Below are 16036 nucleotides of genomic sequence, written 5' to 3'. Positions count from 1 at the left end.
GTTGACCTTGTACCGTGCATGCCGATGGGCATCCCTTGCACTCCGGTGCCGATTGTCAAGAAACGGCGGAGATTTGTCGGGGGCTCTATCCGGAAGGCCGCCGAAGCGGCCACGGCGCTGCCCGGACGAATTGCATGTCTGTTCCATTCGTCCCATAAGCTGCTGATCACAACATCGGGCCAGGGAGTTGGTTTATGGTCGACAAGGGTCTCATCCTTCTGGCGGAGGACGAGCCGGAGATAGCGCAGATCCTGGACGCCTATCTCGTGCGGGATGGCTTCCGGACGGTGCGCGCCGCCGACGGTGAAACGGCACTGACGCATCATGCGGTGCTGTCGCCAGACCTGGTCCTGCTCGACGTGCGTATGCCAAAGCTCGACGGCTTCGAGGTCCTTGCCCGCCTGCGCCGCGAAGGCAACACGCCGGTTATCATGGTTACGGCGCTCGCCGAGGACCTCGACCGGCTGGCCGGCCTGAGGCTCGGGGCCGACGACTATGTGGTCAAGCCGTTCAACCCGCAGGAGGTGGTGGCGCGCGTCAACGCCGTGCTTCGGCGCACCCGCAACGGCGCCGGCGCGACGGTGCTGCGCTTCGAAAACGTGGAGGTCGATCTCGACGCCCACGTCGCCTTTGTCGAGAAAAGCGGTCGCCGCCATTCGGTCCCGCTGACGCTCAGCGAATTCCGCATCCTCGCCCACATGATCCGCCGGCCGACACATGCCTTCGACCGCGCCGATATCCTCGACGCCTGCCTGCCGGACAGCGACGCGCTGGCTCGCACGGTCGATACCCACATCGCCAATCTCAGGCGCAAGCTTGAGGATCTCGGCGCCAGCGGTTTCTTCAGTGCTGTTCGCGGTGTCGGCTATCGCTTCGTGGAGCCAAGATGAAGATCAGCCTCTCGCGCCTGCCGCTCGGCATCCTCACGGCCCTGGTGACGATCGTCCTGCTCATCATCAGCGTGTTCATCATCTATGCCGGCGTCGACTACATGGAGCCGCGTCTGGAGGCGAGACTGCTGGAGCGGATGCCGCCCGAGGCGGCCCAGGCCTATACCGATTTCAATGCCGGCAAGCTGCCGAGCCAGGAATCGCTGCAGAAATTGCTCTCGACCATGCCGGAACTCGAGGAGTGGGCCAACTGGGAGGTGGACAAGATCATTCTCGGCTTCGGAATGACTGCGGTGACCTTTTGCGGGCTCGTCGGCTATTGGCTGGCGCGCAAGATCAGCCGTCCGCTCGAGGTGCTGGCGCAGGCGACGCAGAACCTTAGGGCGGGCGATTTCGCCGTGCGTGTCGGATCGATCCGCAAGGGTGCCAAGGAGGTGGCAACGCTCGTGAAGACCTTTGACGAACTGGCGGCCGAGCTTGAGAACATGGAGAACAGGTTGCGTTTCAACACGATGGCGGTGGCCCACGAGTTGCGCACGCCGCTGACGATCCTGCAGGGCAATCTTCAGGGGATGGCCGACGGCGTCTTTCCCCTGGAACAGCAGAGGGTGCAGCAACTGTTGTTGCAGGTTGAGGGGCTTTCGGCCTTGGTCGAGGACTTGCGGACCCTGTCGCTCGCTGCGGGCCAGAAACTGGTCACGCAGTGTCAATCGGTCGATCTCGCTGCCGAGGCTACCCAGGTTCTCGGAGCGTCCTGCACCTTGCTCGGATCCGCCGGCATGTCGGTCGAGACGGCGCTGGAGCCGGTGCGGGTCTCCGGAGATTCGCAGCGCCTGCGTCAGGCGCTGCTGGCGCTGATCGAGAACGCCACACGCTACGCTGCAAGTGGCGGCGTGCTGCGGTGTGAGACTGGACGCCGCGGCACGGATGAAGCCTTCATCCGATTGCTGGATCGCGGTCCCGGGCTGCCGGACGATGTCTCGACCCACTCGATCGATCTTTTCTGGCGTGGCGATGCCTCGCGCTCGCGGGCGACAGGCGGTACCGGCCTCGGCCTTTCCGTCGTTCAGGCGATCGCCAAGGCGCATGGCGGACGGCTGGAATTCACATCCCGGGCCGGTGGCGGTGCCGTGATCACCATCGTCCTGCCGCGCGCCATTCCGGCTTGAGGGCCGGCGTGGCAGGCTGTTTCTTGGTGCCGTGAGCGAAAGCGCGCCGGCTTCTGCGGAGGCTGCGTCAGGCTCGCAGGTTCTGCGCTCAATTGCCGACTGCTTCTCCGCAAATCCTTGACAGTCCCCGGGCAAACCCAGGCTGGCCGAACCAGTCGGCGAGTTTGCTCTCAAGGATTGCACCATGTCCCTGGAAATCAGGCAGGAATACAGCGCGGATCTGCGGTTGCCCGCTCAGGACAGCACGACCTTCGGCGGCGAGCCGCTATCGTCTCCGGGGCGCTCGCTCCCCGGAACGATCGTCAGAGAGCGGCCGCGCGCCAAAGTATCGATCCGGAGCCACGTCCTGAAGCTCGGCCTCAGGGTGAGCCTGAAACGGGCCATCGTCTTTTCGATGCGGTTTGTGCGCCACCCCGCGCTTACGACACGCTGGATCGCCTTTCTCGGCGAGTTCGGTGAGCGCTATCGCCTGGGGCTGCCGCATGATGATCTCGTGCGCAAATCGATCCCCACCTTCTTCCTGCACGGCGCGTCTTCGGGGCAGCGGCTCGATCTGCTGCTCAATCATTTCGATGTGGCGAGCGAGGTCTTGTCGCGCCGCTCGCTGATGGCGCTCTGGCACGGGGGCACACTGGAGATGGGAACGGTTTCCGGTCGCAGCGAGAACTATCGCATCCAACTGCAGTTGGCAGACCATTGCGGTGCCCGCCACGAGGGCGCCTTCGCGATCAGGCTTCGCCGTCAGAGCGACGACTATGCGCTCTGCACGGTCGGCTTCATCTTCGTGCGTAGCGGTGAGGATACCTACAGCCTTGCGATTGGCGGCATGCAGGGGCCGAAGGGCGAAGATGCGAAACGAGCGCTGATCACCGCAACGCGCGATCTCGGCGGTCTGCGCCCCAAGGATGCGGCACTGCTCGTTCTCCAGGGGCTGGTGGCGGAGGGGCACGCGGCCCTTATCCATGCCGTTTCGAACGAAAAGCACGTGATCAATCGTCGTCGCCTCAAACGGCGCAAAATGATGAGGGCCGATCTCGACAGCTATTGGTGCGATCGCGGCGGGGTGCCGTCCGAGCCCTTCGGCTTCTGTCTCCCGATTGCAGACGGCAAGGCCGCGCCCGAGGGCAACCGGCGCGACCAGAGCAAGAGGGCGTTTCGCGATATCGGCGCATGGTTCTACTGATGCTAACTGCGTGCCCGCGGGGCATGCGCCAGCTTTCCACGGCAACGGTCGCAACGTAGGGTGGCGTCTTTCGAATCAAGTATATTTTGGAGATTGAGCCATGGCGACCACAGCTGCCGGCAAGAAGAAAGCGCTGTTTACCGGAGGATGCCTTTGTGGCTCAATCCGCTTCGAGGCAAGGGCAGCGGCCGGCAAGCCGCACACGTGTTCGTGCAAGATGTGTCAGCGCCACTCGGGCGCGCTGACTGTGGCCTGGGTTGAATTCCCGCGGGATGTTGTCGCGTGGACCGGGCCGGGCGGAGCGCCCGCGGTCTATCGCACGTCTGACTATTCCAGCCGCGCCTTCTGCCCCGCCTGCGGCAGCAGCATCGGTGCGATCGACGATGCCCCCGTGGTCGCGTTGCTGCTCGGTATCTTCGACAAAACGAACGCCGCCGAATTGATCCCCACCAGCCACAGCTTCCGCTCCACGCGGCCCAAATGGTGGCACGTGGAAGCGGTCAAGCCGTAGAGATTTGAGAGGCGCGGAGAACTGGCCCAACCGGTTGCGACGGTGCTAAAACAGCCCCTTGGCGGCGGCTCCAATGGCGATGATACCGAAGGCGATCAGGACCAGGCCCGAAATGCGGGACACCCAGGCGACGAAACTGTCCGGCAGCTTTTTGCGGGCAATTGCCACGCCGCCGCTTAGGAAAAACCACCAGCCGAGCGAGCCGAGGAAGACGCCGATAACGACGATGGCGGCACTCAGTGCATCCCCGGCCCCGGCCAGGCCCAGACCCGCGAAGATCGCGGCGAAAGAGAGGATCGTCGCCGGATTGGTCATCGTCAGCAGAAAGGTCGAGACGGTCGTGCGGATGAGGTCGCGTCCGCCGACATCGGCCGCGGCCGTCACCGGTTTTGGCCGCAATCCACTCCAGCCGAGCCAGATCATGAACAGGCCGCCAGCGACGCTGAGCGGCATCGCGATGATCGCGAGCATTGCCGCAAAGGCGGCAAAGCCGATCGCCGCAAGGGCCGCATAGGTGGCATCGGCGGCGGCGGTACCCAACCCACCGGCGACGCCCGCCCAGAAGCCGCGCTCCAGGGTGCGGTTGATGCAGAGCGCTCCGATCGGGCCGAGCGGGGCCGCGATCGCGAGGCCGAGCAAGAGGCTTTTTCCAAACAGCAATGTAGACATGGCATAGGGCTCCAGGCTGCAGCATGCTCGCCAGCCGATGGGGCACGCGCAGCAATTCGAGAAAAGTTGCAGCAGACTGACAGCGCCGCGCGTCTTAAAAGACGCGCTCGGGTCGCTGTGACACTTCAAGGCGCCGCATAAATTTGCCTCCACATCGATATCGATCTGAGGGCTTACGCAGGCGCGTCCGTCAGGCGCGCTGTGCCGTCGTCGTCAGGCTTTCCCGGACGGTCGACAGCGCGATCACCGTTTCGCTTCGCGCCAGGAACCGCCTTTGCTTCATTTCCGCAAGGAACGGTTCGAGGTCGCCGAGCGACGGCATCCGGACCTTGACGCAGTAGGACCAGGCGCCGGTCACGTGGTGGCATTCCGCCACGGCCGGATGGCCGGCCATGAATGTCCGAAACGCTGCCTCGTCCGCATCCGGGGCGAGGCCCACCCAGACAAAGGCCAGGACGTCGAGGCCGAGCGCGCGATGATCGACCTCGACGGTGAAATTTCGGATCACGCCATTGGCGACGAGCCGGCGAATGCGTTCGTTGACGGCCGACGGTGACAATTCCACCGCAGCGCCGATATCGGTCAGCGACCGCCTCGCATCGTCAGCGAGAATTTCGATGATTTTTCTGTCAACGTCATCCATATCCAATTAATACGCTGAATACGATAGAATGTACAGAGGAATTTTCTGTTATGTATTGCGCGCGCCAAGGAAACGATGGCAGCGTCTGGCTATTCGATATCCTTCAAGGCGTCGAGCGGGCCCGTCAGCGCCGTTCGCGGCTGCACCAGTTCGGGCTGGATAAGGTGGATACGCGGCTGCGGCCGAGCCTCGTCGATGACCTCGAAGGCTTTGGTGATCATGCCTTCGACATCCTGCCGGATCATGATGACGGGGAAGGGCAGGAAGGACGCGAAGGGATCGTAATCGTAGCAGCCGACCACGAGGTCGGCGAAGTTCTCGTGCGGATGCCCCGCCATGAAACGCAGCAGCCCCTCGAAGTTGATCGACGAGTTGACGAAGAGGCCGCGCGGCAGCTTGCCATGCTTCTCGTAGAAGGCCTCGAAGGCGAGCCTGGCATTGTTCGGTGCGTAGCCTGTCGGATGGATGCATTCGTCCGGATCGGCGCCGAGCAGTTCGCTTTTCACGGCGCGGAACCCGCGGATACGTTCGCGGCTGGCATGGTCGTTTCGGCCGCCGAAGAGGTAGAGTTCATGCGGCTCGAGGGGACCCGATGCCTGGAAGTGGCGGATGATCGCCTCCGTCAGCATCCGCCCGCCCTCGTAGTTGTCGCTGATGACGGAGGGCACCTTGGTGCCGGGCAGGTCGATGTTGACGTGCTTGAGACCGGCCGCCTCACAAACCTCGTGCACGCCATCCGGGTCGGTGGCGCCGCAGATGAACAGCTCGTCGATCGAATAGGAGATCAGCGTCTCGGCGGTCTTGCGCTCCTCTTCCGGATCGCGGCTGGCGCTGACGACGATCGGGCATTGCCCCTTGCTTCGGACATGCGCCTCGAAGGTCTGCGCCATCGACGAGAAATAGCGGTTGTCGTGGATCGGCAGCAGCAGGCCGATGAGGCCGGAGCGGGAACTGCGCAACCCGCGCGCCTGGCGGTTGGCCGTATACTGGTGGGTTTCGGCCAGGCTGCGGATCAACTCCGCCGTGCTTTCCTTGATCCGGCGTTTCTGCCAGGTGCCGTTCAGGACCGCACTTACGGTTGAGGGAGAACTCCCTGACAACACCGACAGGTCGTAGATCGTCGCTTTCTTTTTGCTGCTGCTGGCCATCGTATTCTCCCCTGATCGTTTTAGTGCCGATTTCCCCTTGACGAAAGATTAAGTCTGCACAATAGTTCTTGCACCATCGATTGTGCAAACAAGAAATATCGATTGTGCAAATTTGATGGTGTCGTCTGAGGAGGCGGCGATCAGGGAGGCGAGGGAACACTTCGCCAGTGATGGTTTGAAACTGGAGGCCGGCGCCAAGCGACCGGGCGCGTTCCCCCTTTGGGAGCGAGTGGAGGAGAGACATGATCAGGAAATTTCTCGTCGCCGCCCTGGCGACATCGCTGGCGCTTGCCAGCTCTGCAGCCGCCTTCGCACAGGATGCCGGCAAGGTCGGCGTTGTCGTCAAGATCGGCGGCATTCCGTGGTTCAACGCCATGGAAGCCGGCATCAAGGAGCGCGGCCAGAAGCTTGGTATCGACGCCTTCATGGTCGGCCCGACCAGCGCCGACCCGGCGCTGCAGGTGCGCGCCATCGAAGATCTTATCGCCCAAGGCGTTAAGGTCATTGGCGTGGTGCCGAACGATGCCAAGGTGCTTGAGCCGGTTCTGACCAAGGCCAAGGAAAAGGGCATCATCGTCATCACCCATGAGTCGCCGAGCCAGAAGGGTGCCGACTGGGACTTCGAACTCGCATCCTCCACCGGTTTCGGTGAGGCGCATGGCAAGCTGCTCGCCGAGAAGATGGACGGCAAGGGCGAATATGCTGTCTTCGTCGGCTCGCTGACCGTGCCGCTGCACAATGCCTGGGCCGATGCGGCAATCGCCTACATCAAGAAGAACCATCCGGACATGACGCTGGTCGGCGACCGCTACGGTGTTGCCGAAGACGTCGACAAGAGCCGGTCGACCGCACTTGACCTGATCTCTGCCCATCCGAACCTGAAAGGTTTCCTTGCCTTCGGCAGCCAGGGCCCGATCGGTGCCGGCCGCGCCGTCGAAGAGCGCCGCAAGGTCGGCGAGATCTTTGTGCTCGGCCCCTTCTCGCCGGGCCAGGGCCAGAAGCTGGTGAAGTCTGACGCGATCTCCGGCGGCTTTATGTGGAATCCGAAACAGGCCGGTGAAGTCTTCGTCACGCTCGCCGACAAGCTGATGAAGGGCGAGGAGGTCAAGGACGGTGACGAGATCGAAGGTCTCGGCAAGGTCAAGCCGGACTTCGAAAACCGCAACATCATCGTCGACCAGCTCGTGCCGATCAACAAGGACACGGTTGCGGATCTCGCGGCCATGGGCCTCTGACGCCTAGAATTTAAGGGTTCTCCCGGCTGCTGGGCCGGCTACGGCCGGCCTGGCAAGTCCCTTCAAGGGTACTGGGCGGGATGAGGACACGTGTTTGCGGTTTTCGTCCGCATCCCGCTCCAACCTAACGTGATTTGGGGGCGCAGACCCATGCATAAGCTTGCGACCGCGGGAGGAGGCGAAAAGCCGCTTCTGTCCCTGCGCGACATCAACATGACCTTCGGTGGCGTCCGTGCGCTCAAGAATGTGAGCTTCGACGTTCGCCCCGGCGAGGTTCATTGCCTGGCCGGCGAAAATGGCTGCGGCAAGAGCACGCTGATCAAGATCATCACCGGTGTCTACCGCCCCGCCGATGGCGCCGCTATCGAATATGATGGCGAAAGCTATTCCCACATGTCGCCGGTGACCGCACAGGACCGCGGCATCCAGGTCATCTGGCAGGATCTGGCGCTCTTCCCCGAGATGAGCGTCGCCGAAAACATCGCGTTTCAGACAGTGCTCGGCCGCTGGCCGAAATTCGTCGACTATGGTCGCATGCGCCAGATCGCGACCGATGCGCTCGCCCGCCTCGGCGTGACGCTCGATGTCGATCTGCCGCTCAAGGAATATGCGATTGCCCAACGCCAGATCGTAGCGATTGCGCGCGCTCTGGTGGGTGAAGCGAGGCTCGTGTTCATGGACGAGCCGACAGCATCGCTGACCCAATCGGAAACCGATCACCTGCTCGATATCGTTCGCGGCCTTTCCGCCTCCGGCGTGGCCGTCGTCTTCGTCAGCCATCGGCTTGCCGAGGTGCTGGAGATTTCAAGCCGCATCACTGTCTTGCGCGACGGTGCCTTGGTCGGCGTCTATCCCGCCGCCGGCATGACGCAATCGCGCATCACCGAACTGATGACCGGCAAGACCTTCGACCAGCAGGTGAGGGCGAAACCCCGCGATGGGCAGCCGGTGGTGCTCGATGTAAAGGGCCTTTCCCGCCCTGGGCAGTTCGAAGATATCTCGCTCACCGTGCGCCGCGGCGAAACGCTGGGAATTACCGGACTGCTCGGCGCAGGACGCACGGAGCTGGCGCTAACGCTTTTCGGTATGCTGAAGCCGGCATCCGGCACCATTGCGCTCGATGGCAAGCCGGTCCGCTTTTCTTCCAACCGCGATGCGATCGCGGCGGGCGTCGCTTATCTGTCGGAGGACCGGCTGTCACTCGGCCTCATCCAGCCGCAGTCGATTGCCGACAATCTGGTGATCAGCTCGCTCGACAAGATCCTCTCCGGTGGCCTGCTTTCCGAGGAGCGCAAGCGCAGCCTTGTCGGCCGCTGGATCGCCGATCTCGGCGTCAAGATCGGCCTGCAGCAGGATGCGATCTCCACGCTTTCCGGCGGTAACCAGCAGCGGGTGGCGATCGCCAAGTGGCTGGCGACCGATCCGAAGCTTTTGATCCTCGACGCGCCGACCGTCGGCGTCGACGTCGGCGCACGCGCCGGCATCTTCGACATCGTCGCGCGGCTTGCCGAGACCGGCCTTGCGATCATCCTCATCTCCGACGAAGTGCCGGAAGTCTATTTCAACGCCGACCGGGTGCTGCACATGGCGCAGGGCCGCATCGTCGGCAGTTATGACCCGCGCAGCGCTTCGCTCGCCGAGATCGAAGGAGCGGTCTATGCGTAGATTCGTCCGCACCCACGCGACGGAAGTGTCGCTGCTTGCCGTCATCATCGCCATCAGCGCCGTACTCTCGGTTTCGACCGCGAACTTTTTCTCGCTCGGCAACGCCTTCGACCTGCTCAACATCAGTTCGGTCAACATCATCTTCGCCGTCGGATTGCTGGTGGTGCTGATCGCCGGCGGTATCGATATCTCCTTCGCCGTCGCTGCGTCCGTCGTCCAGTACGGCACGGCGATCGCGCTCGACTGGATCGGCGGCGGAGGCTGGATCTCGGGGCTTTTGATCGCCGGCTCGCTTGGCATCCTGCTCGGTGCGATCAACGCCTTCCTGATCCACCGCTTCCGGGTGATCTCGATCGTTGCGACGATCTCGACCTTCAATATCTACTTCGGCCTCTTGATGTTTTTCACCAAGGGCGTGTCGATCTACGACCTGCCGGACTGGCTGACGGATCGCGTCATCCTGTTCGAGCATGAGATGGCCGACGGAACCTGGGTCGAAATCACGCTGCCCGTTCTGGTCATGGTGCTTTGCGTCATCGCCACCTGGGTTCTGATCACCCGCACCACGACCGGTCGCCAGCTCTATGCCTTCGGCGACAATCCGGAAGGTGCGCGCCGCTTCGGCATCAACATCGGCGCCATGCAGTTCATTGCCTTCGGCTGGCTCGGCCTGATGGCCGGAATCGGCGGCCTCATCCAGGCGCACTATGCGCAGGAGGTGGTGCCGAACGCGCTCTATGGACGCGAGCTCGACGTGCTGGCGGCGGTCGTCCTTGGCGGCGCGCGGCTTGGCGGCGGCAAGGGCTCGGTGCTCGGCTGCGTGCTCGGCGTGCTCCTGATCTCGATCACCCAGAACGGCCTCAACCTGATGGGCGTCTCGCCCTTCGCCTTCAAGATGATCATCGGCGCCATCATCCTCGTGGCGATCACGCTCTCCAACACCCGCATCGAAAGGCTTTTGCCTTTCGTCAGCCAGAAAGGAGCCGGACGATGAGCGCGATTGTCGACCGCGTGAAGACCCTTATCGGGCCGGAAATGGCCGGGCCGGGGTTGGCTTTCCTCGCAGTGATGCTGGTTTTCGGCATCGCCTCGCCGCAATTCCTGAGCGCCGCCACCTTCGGCTCGGTCGCTTTCCAGCTTCCGGAACTCGGCCTGCTGACGCTGGCGATGCTATTGCCGATCCTCACCGGTGGGCTCAATCTCGCGATCACCTTCACGGCCAACATTGCCGGGCTGACGCTCGCCTGGGTGCTGCAGGCAAATGGCGGGGTGGATGCCAGCCCCGGCGCCTTCCTGCTCGGTTCGGTGCTGGCGATCCTCGTCGGTGCGGCGAGCGGTGTGGTAATGGGGCTGGTGATCGCCTTTACCCGCGCGCATCCGATCCTGGTGTCGCTGTCGATGATGATCTTCCTGCGCGGCCTCGGCGAGTTCCTGACGCGCGGCGGCGACGTCTCGGGCTTTCCGACCTTCCTCGGTCCACTCGGTCACGGCACCTTCCTCGGCCTGCCGATCCCGCTCATCGTCTTTATCGTCTGCGTGCTCGCCTGGAACGTGCTGCTCACCCGCACGAAGCTCGGCTTCAACACCTATATGATCGGCTCCAACCTCGAGGCGACGCGCTATTCCGGCATCAACACCCGCAAGGTGATCGTGCTGGTCTATGCGCTTTCGGGCGCCATGTGCGCGATTGCCGGCATCATCATGCTGGCCCGCTTCAACTCCGTGCGCATCGGCCACGGCGAAAGCTACCTGCTGATCACGGTGCTCGCCTGCTTCTTGGGCGGCGTCAATCCGTTCGGCGGCTTCGGCCGGGTCATTCCGGTCTTCGTCGCCCTGGTGGTGCTGCAGCTTCTTTCTTCCGGCCTCAACCTCGTCGGCGCCAACCAGCATCTGGCGACCGCCGTCTGGGGGGTGCTGCTCGCCGGCGTCATGGTGCTGCGCTTCGTCGCCACCAAGTTCAAGATTTCATTTGTCAGAAAGGAAACATGACCATGCAGGGTTTTGGCGTCCATACGAGCATGTGGACCATGAATTGGGATCGTCCCGGTGCCGAACGCGCTGTGGCTGCGGCGGTAAAGTATGGGGTCGATTTCATCGAGATCCCGATGCTCAATCCGCCGGCAGTCGATACCGCCCATACCAAGGCGCTGCTCGAGAAGCACAAGCTGCGCGCCGTATGCTCGCTCGGCCTGCCGGAGCGCGCCTGGGCATCCGTCCGTCCCGATGCGGCGATCGAGCATCTGAAGGTGGCGATCGACAAGACGGCCGACCTCGGCGGCGAGGCGCTTTCCGGCGTCATCTATGGCGGCATCGGCGAGCGCACCGGCGTACCGCCGACCGAAGCCGAGTACGACAACATCGCCCGCGTGCTGCAGGCGGCAGCCAAGCATGCGAAATCGCGCGGCATCGAGCTTGGTGTCGAGGCGGTCAACCGCTACGAGAACCACCTGATCAACACCGGCTGGCAGGCGGTCGACATGATCAAGCGGGTTGGTGCCGACAATGTCTTCGTGCATCTCGATACCTACCACATGAACATCGAGGAAAAAGGCATCGGCACCGGCATCCTCGATGCGCGCGATTTCATCAAATACATCCACCTGTCCGAAAGCGATCGCGGCACGCCGGGCTACGGTAACTGCGCCTGGGACGAAATCTTCGCGACGTTGGCGGCGATCGGCTTCAAGGGCGGTCTGGCGATGGAGAGCTTCATCAACATGCCGCCGGAAGTGGCCTATGGCCTTGCCGTCTGGCGGCCGGTCGCCAAGGACGAGGAGGAAGTCATGGGCAACGGCCTGCCGTTCCTGCGCAACAAGGCGAAGCAATACGGGTTGATCTAGGGAAGGGTGCTTCGGCGCCTGACTCTGTTGACAGTGGAGGCTCGCGAGATGTCATTCAAGGCAGACGACGAAACCGCTACGGTGGCCGTACTCGATGTCGGCAAGACCAATGTGAAGCTTAACGCGGTCACGGCCGATGGCGTCGTTCTGGAAACACTGAGCGTCGCCAATCCGGTGCTGCCGGGGCCTCCCTGGCGGCATCACGATCTCGATAGCCTCGGCGAATGGATCTGCTCCAGTCTCGCAGCGCTCGCCAGCCGCCATCCGTTGCAAACCTTCGTCGCTGCCGGTCATGGGTCCGGCGGCGTGCTCGTCGGCGATGACCCGGACGCAGCAGCCGGTGCCGCCCTGCCGATGATCGACTACGAACAGCCGCTGCCGGAGGCGATCCGAAAAGGCTACGCGCCGCTTGCCGGGTCCTTCTTCGATCGCGGCAGCGCGATGATGCACAGCGCCACCCACCAGGCGCGCCAGCTCTACTGGATGCAGGAGCACGCGCCGGATGCAGTCGCCGCCGCGCGCTGGTATCTCGGCCTGCCGCAATATTGGGCCTGGCGTCTGTCCGGCGTTGCTACGTCCGAGGCGAGCCTTCTCGGCGCGCAATCGCATCTCTGGAACGTCGCCGAACGTCGCTTTGCGCCCATCGTCGGTGCGCGCGGCTGGCAACGGCTGATGCCGGATTTCGCTGATGCCTGGCAGGTTCTCGGCTCCGTGCGCCCGGAGCTCGCCCGCCGCTACGGGCTACCGGAGGAACTGCGCGTGCTGGCGGGTGGCCACGACAGCAGCCTCAATCACTATCGCTATCACGCAGCCGGCCTCGGCGATTTCATTGTCGTTTCCACCGGTACGTGGATCGTCGGCTTTTCCGGCCGGACACCGCTCGACCGGCTCGACGAGCATCGCGGCATGACACTGAACAGCGATGTCTTCGGCAACCCGCTCGGTGGGGTGCTTACCATGGGCGGGCGCGAATTTTCGCATGTGACGGGTACGGCACCTTCGGCGGCACCCGTTCCGGACGACGTGGTGCTCGGGCTGATCGCCAGACGCACCATGGCCTTGCCGTCCTTCGGCGACGACGACGGTCTCTTTCCGGGAAGCGCCGGACGCGGCCGTATCGGCGGGCCGCCGGCAGAGACACCGGTCGAACGCAAGGCGCTGGCGCTGCTTTATTGTGCCTTGCTGACGGTGGAATGCGTCGAGGCATTGGGGCCGGGGCCGCTGGTCGTGCTCGACGGAAGCTTCCTGCGCGATCCCCTCTATGCCCGTCTCGTCGCGGCGCTCATGCCGAGCCGGCGGGTGCGCTTCAATCTCGACGCCTACGGCGTGGCTTCCGGTGCCGCACTGCTTGCAGGGGAGGGCCGGCGCAAGGGGCCGGCGCCGCTCTCGCTCGCCGATCCCGGTGACATCTCGCATCTATCGCCAGCGGTCGCCGTTTACGCGTCGCAATGGCGGGCCCGTGCGCGCGCCGGGCACAACAATGGTTTCATTCGCGACTTCGAAAGGACATATCGATGACCAAGACCGACATACTCTCGCTCCGCCGCGAGATGGTGGACATCTGCTGCCGGATGAATTCGAGCGGCATCAATCAGGGCACCGCGGGCAACATTTCGGTGCGCACCGATACCGGTTTCCTGATCACGCCATCGTCGCTGCCCTATGAGACGATGCAGCCCGACGACCTTGTCGAAATGGATTTCGACGGTACCTATGCCGGCCTTCGCCCGTCGTCCGAATGGCGGTTCCACCGTGATATCCTGCGGGAGCGGACGGATATCAACGTCGTGCTCCATTGCCATTCGGTCTATGCGACGACGCTTGCCTGCCATCACAAGACCATTCCAAGTTTCCACTACATGACCGGCATTGCCGGCGGCACGACGATCCGCTGCGCCGAATATGCGACCTTCGGTACCCAGGCGCTTTCCGACAACGCGCTGGTGGCGCTCGAGGACCGTACCGCCTGCCTGCTCGGCCAGCACGGCCAGATCTCGCTCGGCAAGACGCTAGAATCCGCCCTGTGGCTGGCGATCGAGATCGAAACCCTGTCGCGCATGTATGTCCAGGCGCTGACGCTCGGCGAGCCGCCGGTTCTGCCGGACGACGAGATGGAGCGGGTCATCGCCCAGATGCGCCGCATGAGCTACGGCCAGGCGCCGGATGGCGAGGGCGTCAACGACGTGGCCCGTCCCCGCGCTGCCGTCTAGGGCGCATCCGGCCGTATCTGCTCAGGAGCCTTGTTCGTCCGCTGTCGCAAAGGTATCAGGAGGGATCAGTGCGGCGGATGCAAGGAGCGAGGTGCAGCCCATGTCGAACGATCACGCGTCCGAGGCTGGCATCCGCCTGGCATTTCCCGGCTCCATTGTCGTGATGGGTGTGTCGGGTACCGGCAAGACCTCGGTCGGCGAGGCCATTGCCGCCGCCTGCGGCTACCGTTTCGTCGAAGGTGATGCGCTGCATCCCGAGGAAAACATCCGCAAGATGTCGGCGGGCATTCCGCTCACCGACGCGGACCGCTTGCCGTGGCTGAAGGAGATCGGCCGGCAGCTCGCGGCCGGTGAAGCGCCGCTCGTCGTCTCCTGCTCGGCACTGAAGCGCAGCTATCGCGATCTGCTGCGCGATTGCGCCGGTGGACCAGTCGCTTTCGTCTACCTGCACGGCGAACGCGATGTTCTCATTGGGCGGATGCAGCGCCGGACCGGACATTTCATGCCCGCTTCGCTGCTCGACACGCAACTCGCGACGTTGGAAGACCCGGCCGGCGAGCCTTTGACCGTGACCGTGGACATCGCTCCGCCGCGGCCGGACGTGATCCATGCGGCACTTGCCGAGCTTGTGGGACTGGGCGTCGCGAGCGGCGGCTAGCGCCGGCCTTCAGGCGGTTCCTCAAAAAAACTGATCCTGCAAATCGATAAAGCTGCGAGCCGCGGGCTCGTTGCGTCGGTGCCCCTATTCTTCTCGGGTTTTCGAAATGGGGTGAATCAACTAATGCTCAGCCCATGACGCAAGGATATCTGATTCGGAGATTCGGCCTGCCTGAAGAGCGGCCGCGCCTTTCGAAAGGCTGGCATGCTCCCTTCGCGGTGGCAGCTTTGCTGGCTGCAACGGCGGCGATATCCGGTTGCACGACGCGCCAGGATGTCGGAACGCCGACCGGCAGCGTGATGGTTCTCGCGGAAAATGCACTGATCCTGCCGCCGCCCGGCGGTCCGGCGGTCTTGAACGTTGTCGAGCGACGCCGCACCAATGCCATCGAGCAGGACATCTACCTCTACACCTCGGCGGCGACGCCGGGACAGAACGTGCTGCGTGCCAAGTTTTTCGGCCCGATGAACGCGCGCTTCGATCAGCAGAATACCAGCCGCTATGCCGGCATTCAGGACAACAGGATGATGGCCGAGGCGCGTCGGGCGCTGCCCGGCGTTCCCTTGGCGCTCAATCCCTATTTCCTCCAGAACAATTACGGCCCGTTCGGCTACGCCTACGGCCAGGGTCGGGCCGACGATGCCTGCATTTTCGCCTGGCAGCAGATCCGCCAGCAGGAGAATCACCGTTCTCCGCTCAAGGGCTACGGCACCATCCAGATCCGGTTGCGCTATTGCGCCGCCGGGGCGAGCGAGGCGGAACTACTGGCGCCGGTCTATGGCTACACGATCACCGGAACCTTCGGCGATCCGGCCTGGAACCCCTATGGAGCGCCACCGCCGGTGGAGGCCGGGCTCGGCCGTACCGGCAACCCGATCTACCGCAAGGAGCAGGCACCGAGCGAAACCGCGCCGGTGATCGTCACGACGCGCCAGGCACCGCCGGTCGTCCGCCGCGAGGTTCGTGTCGCGCCCGCAACGCAACAGGAAAAGCCGGTCGTCTCTTCAACGGCAGGCGCATCCATCCCGCTGCCGGGGCCGGACGGCACGGCAGCACTACCTCAGCGTGCCGCAAAGACGGTGCCGTCCGTGATCGTGCCCGCGCCGGCATGCGATGCGCAGCAGTCCGGAGGAGCGTGCCCTTAATCGACTGCTAACCATCGGTTGCTAAGGGCTAGTGTAGATTGAGGAAACTCGGTCGAAGGTAGGTTGAGCA

At 63.6% G+C, this 16036-nt stretch carries 16 protein-coding genes; 13 read left to right on the top strand and 3 right to left on the bottom strand.

The window, feature by feature from the left end; all coding sequences use genetic code 11:
• Positions 1-194 precede the first annotated feature (194 nt).
• From AB4Z53_RS18745 to AB4Z53_RS18730, 4 genes are all read left to right on the top strand, one after another.
• On the top strand, positions 195-890 hold the full coding sequence (locus AB4Z53_RS18745; protein WP_113538562.1) for a response regulator: 696 nt from the start codon (positions 195-197) through the stop codon (positions 888-890).
• Positions 887-2059, top strand: coding sequence for an ATP-binding protein (locus AB4Z53_RS18740; RefSeq protein ID WP_441597062.1), 1173 nt, complete (start codon positions 887-889; stop codon positions 2057-2059). The genes AB4Z53_RS18745 and AB4Z53_RS18740 overlap by 4 nt, the downstream gene beginning before the upstream one ends.
• A 184-nt stretch (positions 2060-2243) precedes the next feature.
• Positions 2244-3242 carry a DUF535 family protein gene (locus tag AB4Z53_RS18735; RefSeq protein WP_441597060.1) on the top strand — a complete coding sequence of 333 codons (999 nt, stop codon included), beginning with the start codon at positions 2244-2246 and terminating at the stop codon, positions 3240-3242.
• 100 nt (positions 3243-3342) lie between these two features.
• Positions 3343-3753 (top strand): GFA family protein, encoded by a 411-nt coding sequence (locus tag AB4Z53_RS18730; RefSeq protein ID WP_441597058.1) that lies wholly within the window; start codon positions 3343-3345, stop codon positions 3751-3753.
• 45 nt (positions 3754-3798) lie between these two features.
• On the opposite strand, the gene AB4Z53_RS18725 is transcribed toward AB4Z53_RS18730, so the two are convergent.
• From AB4Z53_RS18725 to AB4Z53_RS18715, 3 genes are all read right to left on the bottom strand, one after another.
• A complete protein-coding gene (locus AB4Z53_RS18725) occupies positions 3799-4422 on the bottom strand; it encodes a LysE family translocator (protein WP_441597056.1) in 624 nt (207 codons plus the stop codon).
• Positions 4423-4612: 190 nt separating this feature from the next.
• On the bottom strand, positions 4613-5065 hold the full coding sequence (locus tag AB4Z53_RS18720) for an Lrp/AsnC family transcriptional regulator (RefSeq protein ID WP_441597054.1): 453 nt from the start codon (positions 5063-5065) through the stop codon (positions 4613-4615).
• An 89-nt stretch (positions 5066-5154) separates the two neighbouring features.
• The gene (locus tag AB4Z53_RS18715) at positions 5155-6213 is read right to left on the bottom strand and encodes a LacI family DNA-binding transcriptional regulator (RefSeq protein WP_441597052.1); all 1059 of its coding nucleotides are present in this window, start codon (positions 6211-6213) and stop codon (positions 5155-5157) included.
• A gap of 242 nt (positions 6214-6455) precedes the next feature.
• Between AB4Z53_RS18715 and AB4Z53_RS18710 the strand changes: the two genes are divergently transcribed.
• The 9 genes from AB4Z53_RS18710 to bcsN all read left to right on the top strand — a co-directional run bounded on the left by AB4Z53_RS18710 (position 6456) and on the right by bcsN (position 15966).
• Complete coding sequence (locus tag AB4Z53_RS18710) at positions 6456-7448, top strand: autoinducer 2 ABC transporter substrate-binding protein (protein ID WP_441597051.1); 993 nt, start codon at positions 6456-6458, stop codon at positions 7446-7448.
• A gap of 150 nt (positions 7449-7598) precedes the next feature.
• Entirely contained in the window at positions 7599-9113 is a 1515-nt protein-coding gene (locus AB4Z53_RS18705) for a sugar ABC transporter ATP-binding protein (RefSeq protein ID WP_113538570.1), read from the top strand.
• Entirely contained in the window at positions 9106-10107 is a 1002-nt protein-coding gene (locus AB4Z53_RS18700) for an ABC transporter permease (RefSeq protein WP_441597049.1), read from the top strand. Before AB4Z53_RS18705 ends, AB4Z53_RS18700 begins: the two co-directional genes overlap by 8 nt.
• On the top strand, positions 10104-11102 hold the full coding sequence (locus tag AB4Z53_RS18695; protein ID WP_441597047.1) for an ABC transporter permease: 999 nt from the start codon (positions 10104-10106) through the stop codon (positions 11100-11102). Before AB4Z53_RS18700 ends, AB4Z53_RS18695 begins: the two co-directional genes overlap by 4 nt.
• Positions 11103-11104: 2 nt before the next feature.
• A complete protein-coding gene (locus AB4Z53_RS18690; RefSeq protein ID WP_113538573.1) occupies positions 11105-11953 on the top strand; it encodes a sugar phosphate isomerase/epimerase family protein in 849 nt (282 codons plus the stop codon).
• A 48-nt stretch (positions 11954-12001) separates the two neighbouring features.
• On the top strand, positions 12002-13471 hold the full coding sequence (locus AB4Z53_RS18685; RefSeq protein WP_441597045.1) for an FGGY family carbohydrate kinase: 1470 nt from the start codon (positions 12002-12004) through the stop codon (positions 13469-13471).
• Complete coding sequence (locus AB4Z53_RS18680) at positions 13468-14163, top strand: class II aldolase/adducin family protein (protein ID WP_441597043.1); 696 nt, start codon at positions 13468-13470, stop codon at positions 14161-14163. Before AB4Z53_RS18685 ends, AB4Z53_RS18680 begins: the two co-directional genes overlap by 4 nt.
• Before the next feature lie 100 nt (positions 14164-14263).
• Complete coding sequence (locus AB4Z53_RS18675; RefSeq protein WP_441597041.1) at positions 14264-14821, top strand: gluconokinase; 558 nt, start codon at positions 14264-14266, stop codon at positions 14819-14821.
• Positions 14822-15039: 218 nt separating this feature from the next.
• Positions 15040-15966, top strand: coding sequence for a cellulose biosynthesis protein BcsN (bcsN, locus tag AB4Z53_RS18670; protein WP_441597039.1), 927 nt, complete (start codon positions 15040-15042; stop codon positions 15964-15966).
• Positions 15967-16036: the final 70 nt, after the last annotated feature.

Origin of the sequence: Ensifer sp. 2TAB8, from assembly GCF_052115125.1 — a bacterium.
GTDB lineage: Bacteria > Pseudomonadota > Alphaproteobacteria > Rhizobiales > Rhizobiaceae > Ensifer.
This window is presented reverse-complemented; position numbering and strand designations above follow the sequence as displayed.

Coding starts and splice junctions, on each gene's coding strand:
- AB4Z53_RS18730 (WP_441597058.1), top strand. CDS start 3,343: ATGGCGACCACAGCTGCCGGCAAGAAGAAAGCGCTGTTTACCGGAGGA.
- AB4Z53_RS18710 (WP_441597051.1), top strand. CDS start 6,456: ATGATCAGGAAATTTCTCGTCGCCGCCCTGGCGACATCGCTGGCGCTT.
- AB4Z53_RS18705 (WP_113538570.1), top strand. CDS start 7,599: ATGCATAAGCTTGCGACCGCGGGAGGAGGCGAAAAGCCGCTTCTGTCC.
- AB4Z53_RS18700 (WP_441597049.1), top strand. CDS start 9,106: ATGCGTAGATTCGTCCGCACCCACGCGACGGAAGTGTCGCTGCTTGCC.
- AB4Z53_RS18695 (WP_441597047.1), top strand. CDS start 10,104: ATGAGCGCGATTGTCGACCGCGTGAAGACCCTTATCGGGCCGGAAATG.
- AB4Z53_RS18685 (WP_441597045.1), top strand. CDS start 12,002: ATGTCATTCAAGGCAGACGACGAAACCGCTACGGTGGCCGTACTCGAT.
- AB4Z53_RS18745 (WP_113538562.1), top strand. CDS start 195: ATGGTCGACAAGGGTCTCATCCTTCTGGCGGAGGACGAGCCGGAGATA.
- AB4Z53_RS18740 (WP_441597062.1), top strand. CDS start 887: ATGAAGATCAGCCTCTCGCGCCTGCCGCTCGGCATCCTCACGGCCCTG.
- AB4Z53_RS18690 (WP_113538573.1), top strand. CDS start 11,105: ATGCAGGGTTTTGGCGTCCATACGAGCATGTGGACCATGAATTGGGAT.
- AB4Z53_RS18725 (WP_441597056.1), bottom strand. CDS start 4,422: ATGTCTACATTGCTGTTTGGAAAAAGCCTCTTGCTCGGCCTCGCGATC.
- AB4Z53_RS18720 (WP_441597054.1), bottom strand. CDS start 5,065: ATGGATGACGTTGACAGAAAAATCATCGAAATTCTCGCTGACGATGCG.
- AB4Z53_RS18715 (WP_441597052.1), bottom strand. CDS start 6,213: ATGGCCAGCAGCAGCAAAAAGAAAGCGACGATCTACGACCTGTCGGTG.
- AB4Z53_RS18675 (WP_441597041.1), top strand. CDS start 14,264: ATGTCGAACGATCACGCGTCCGAGGCTGGCATCCGCCTGGCATTTCCC.
- AB4Z53_RS18680 (WP_441597043.1), top strand. CDS start 13,468: ATGACCAAGACCGACATACTCTCGCTCCGCCGCGAGATGGTGGACATC.
- AB4Z53_RS18735 (WP_441597060.1), top strand. CDS start 2,244: ATGTCCCTGGAAATCAGGCAGGAATACAGCGCGGATCTGCGGTTGCCC.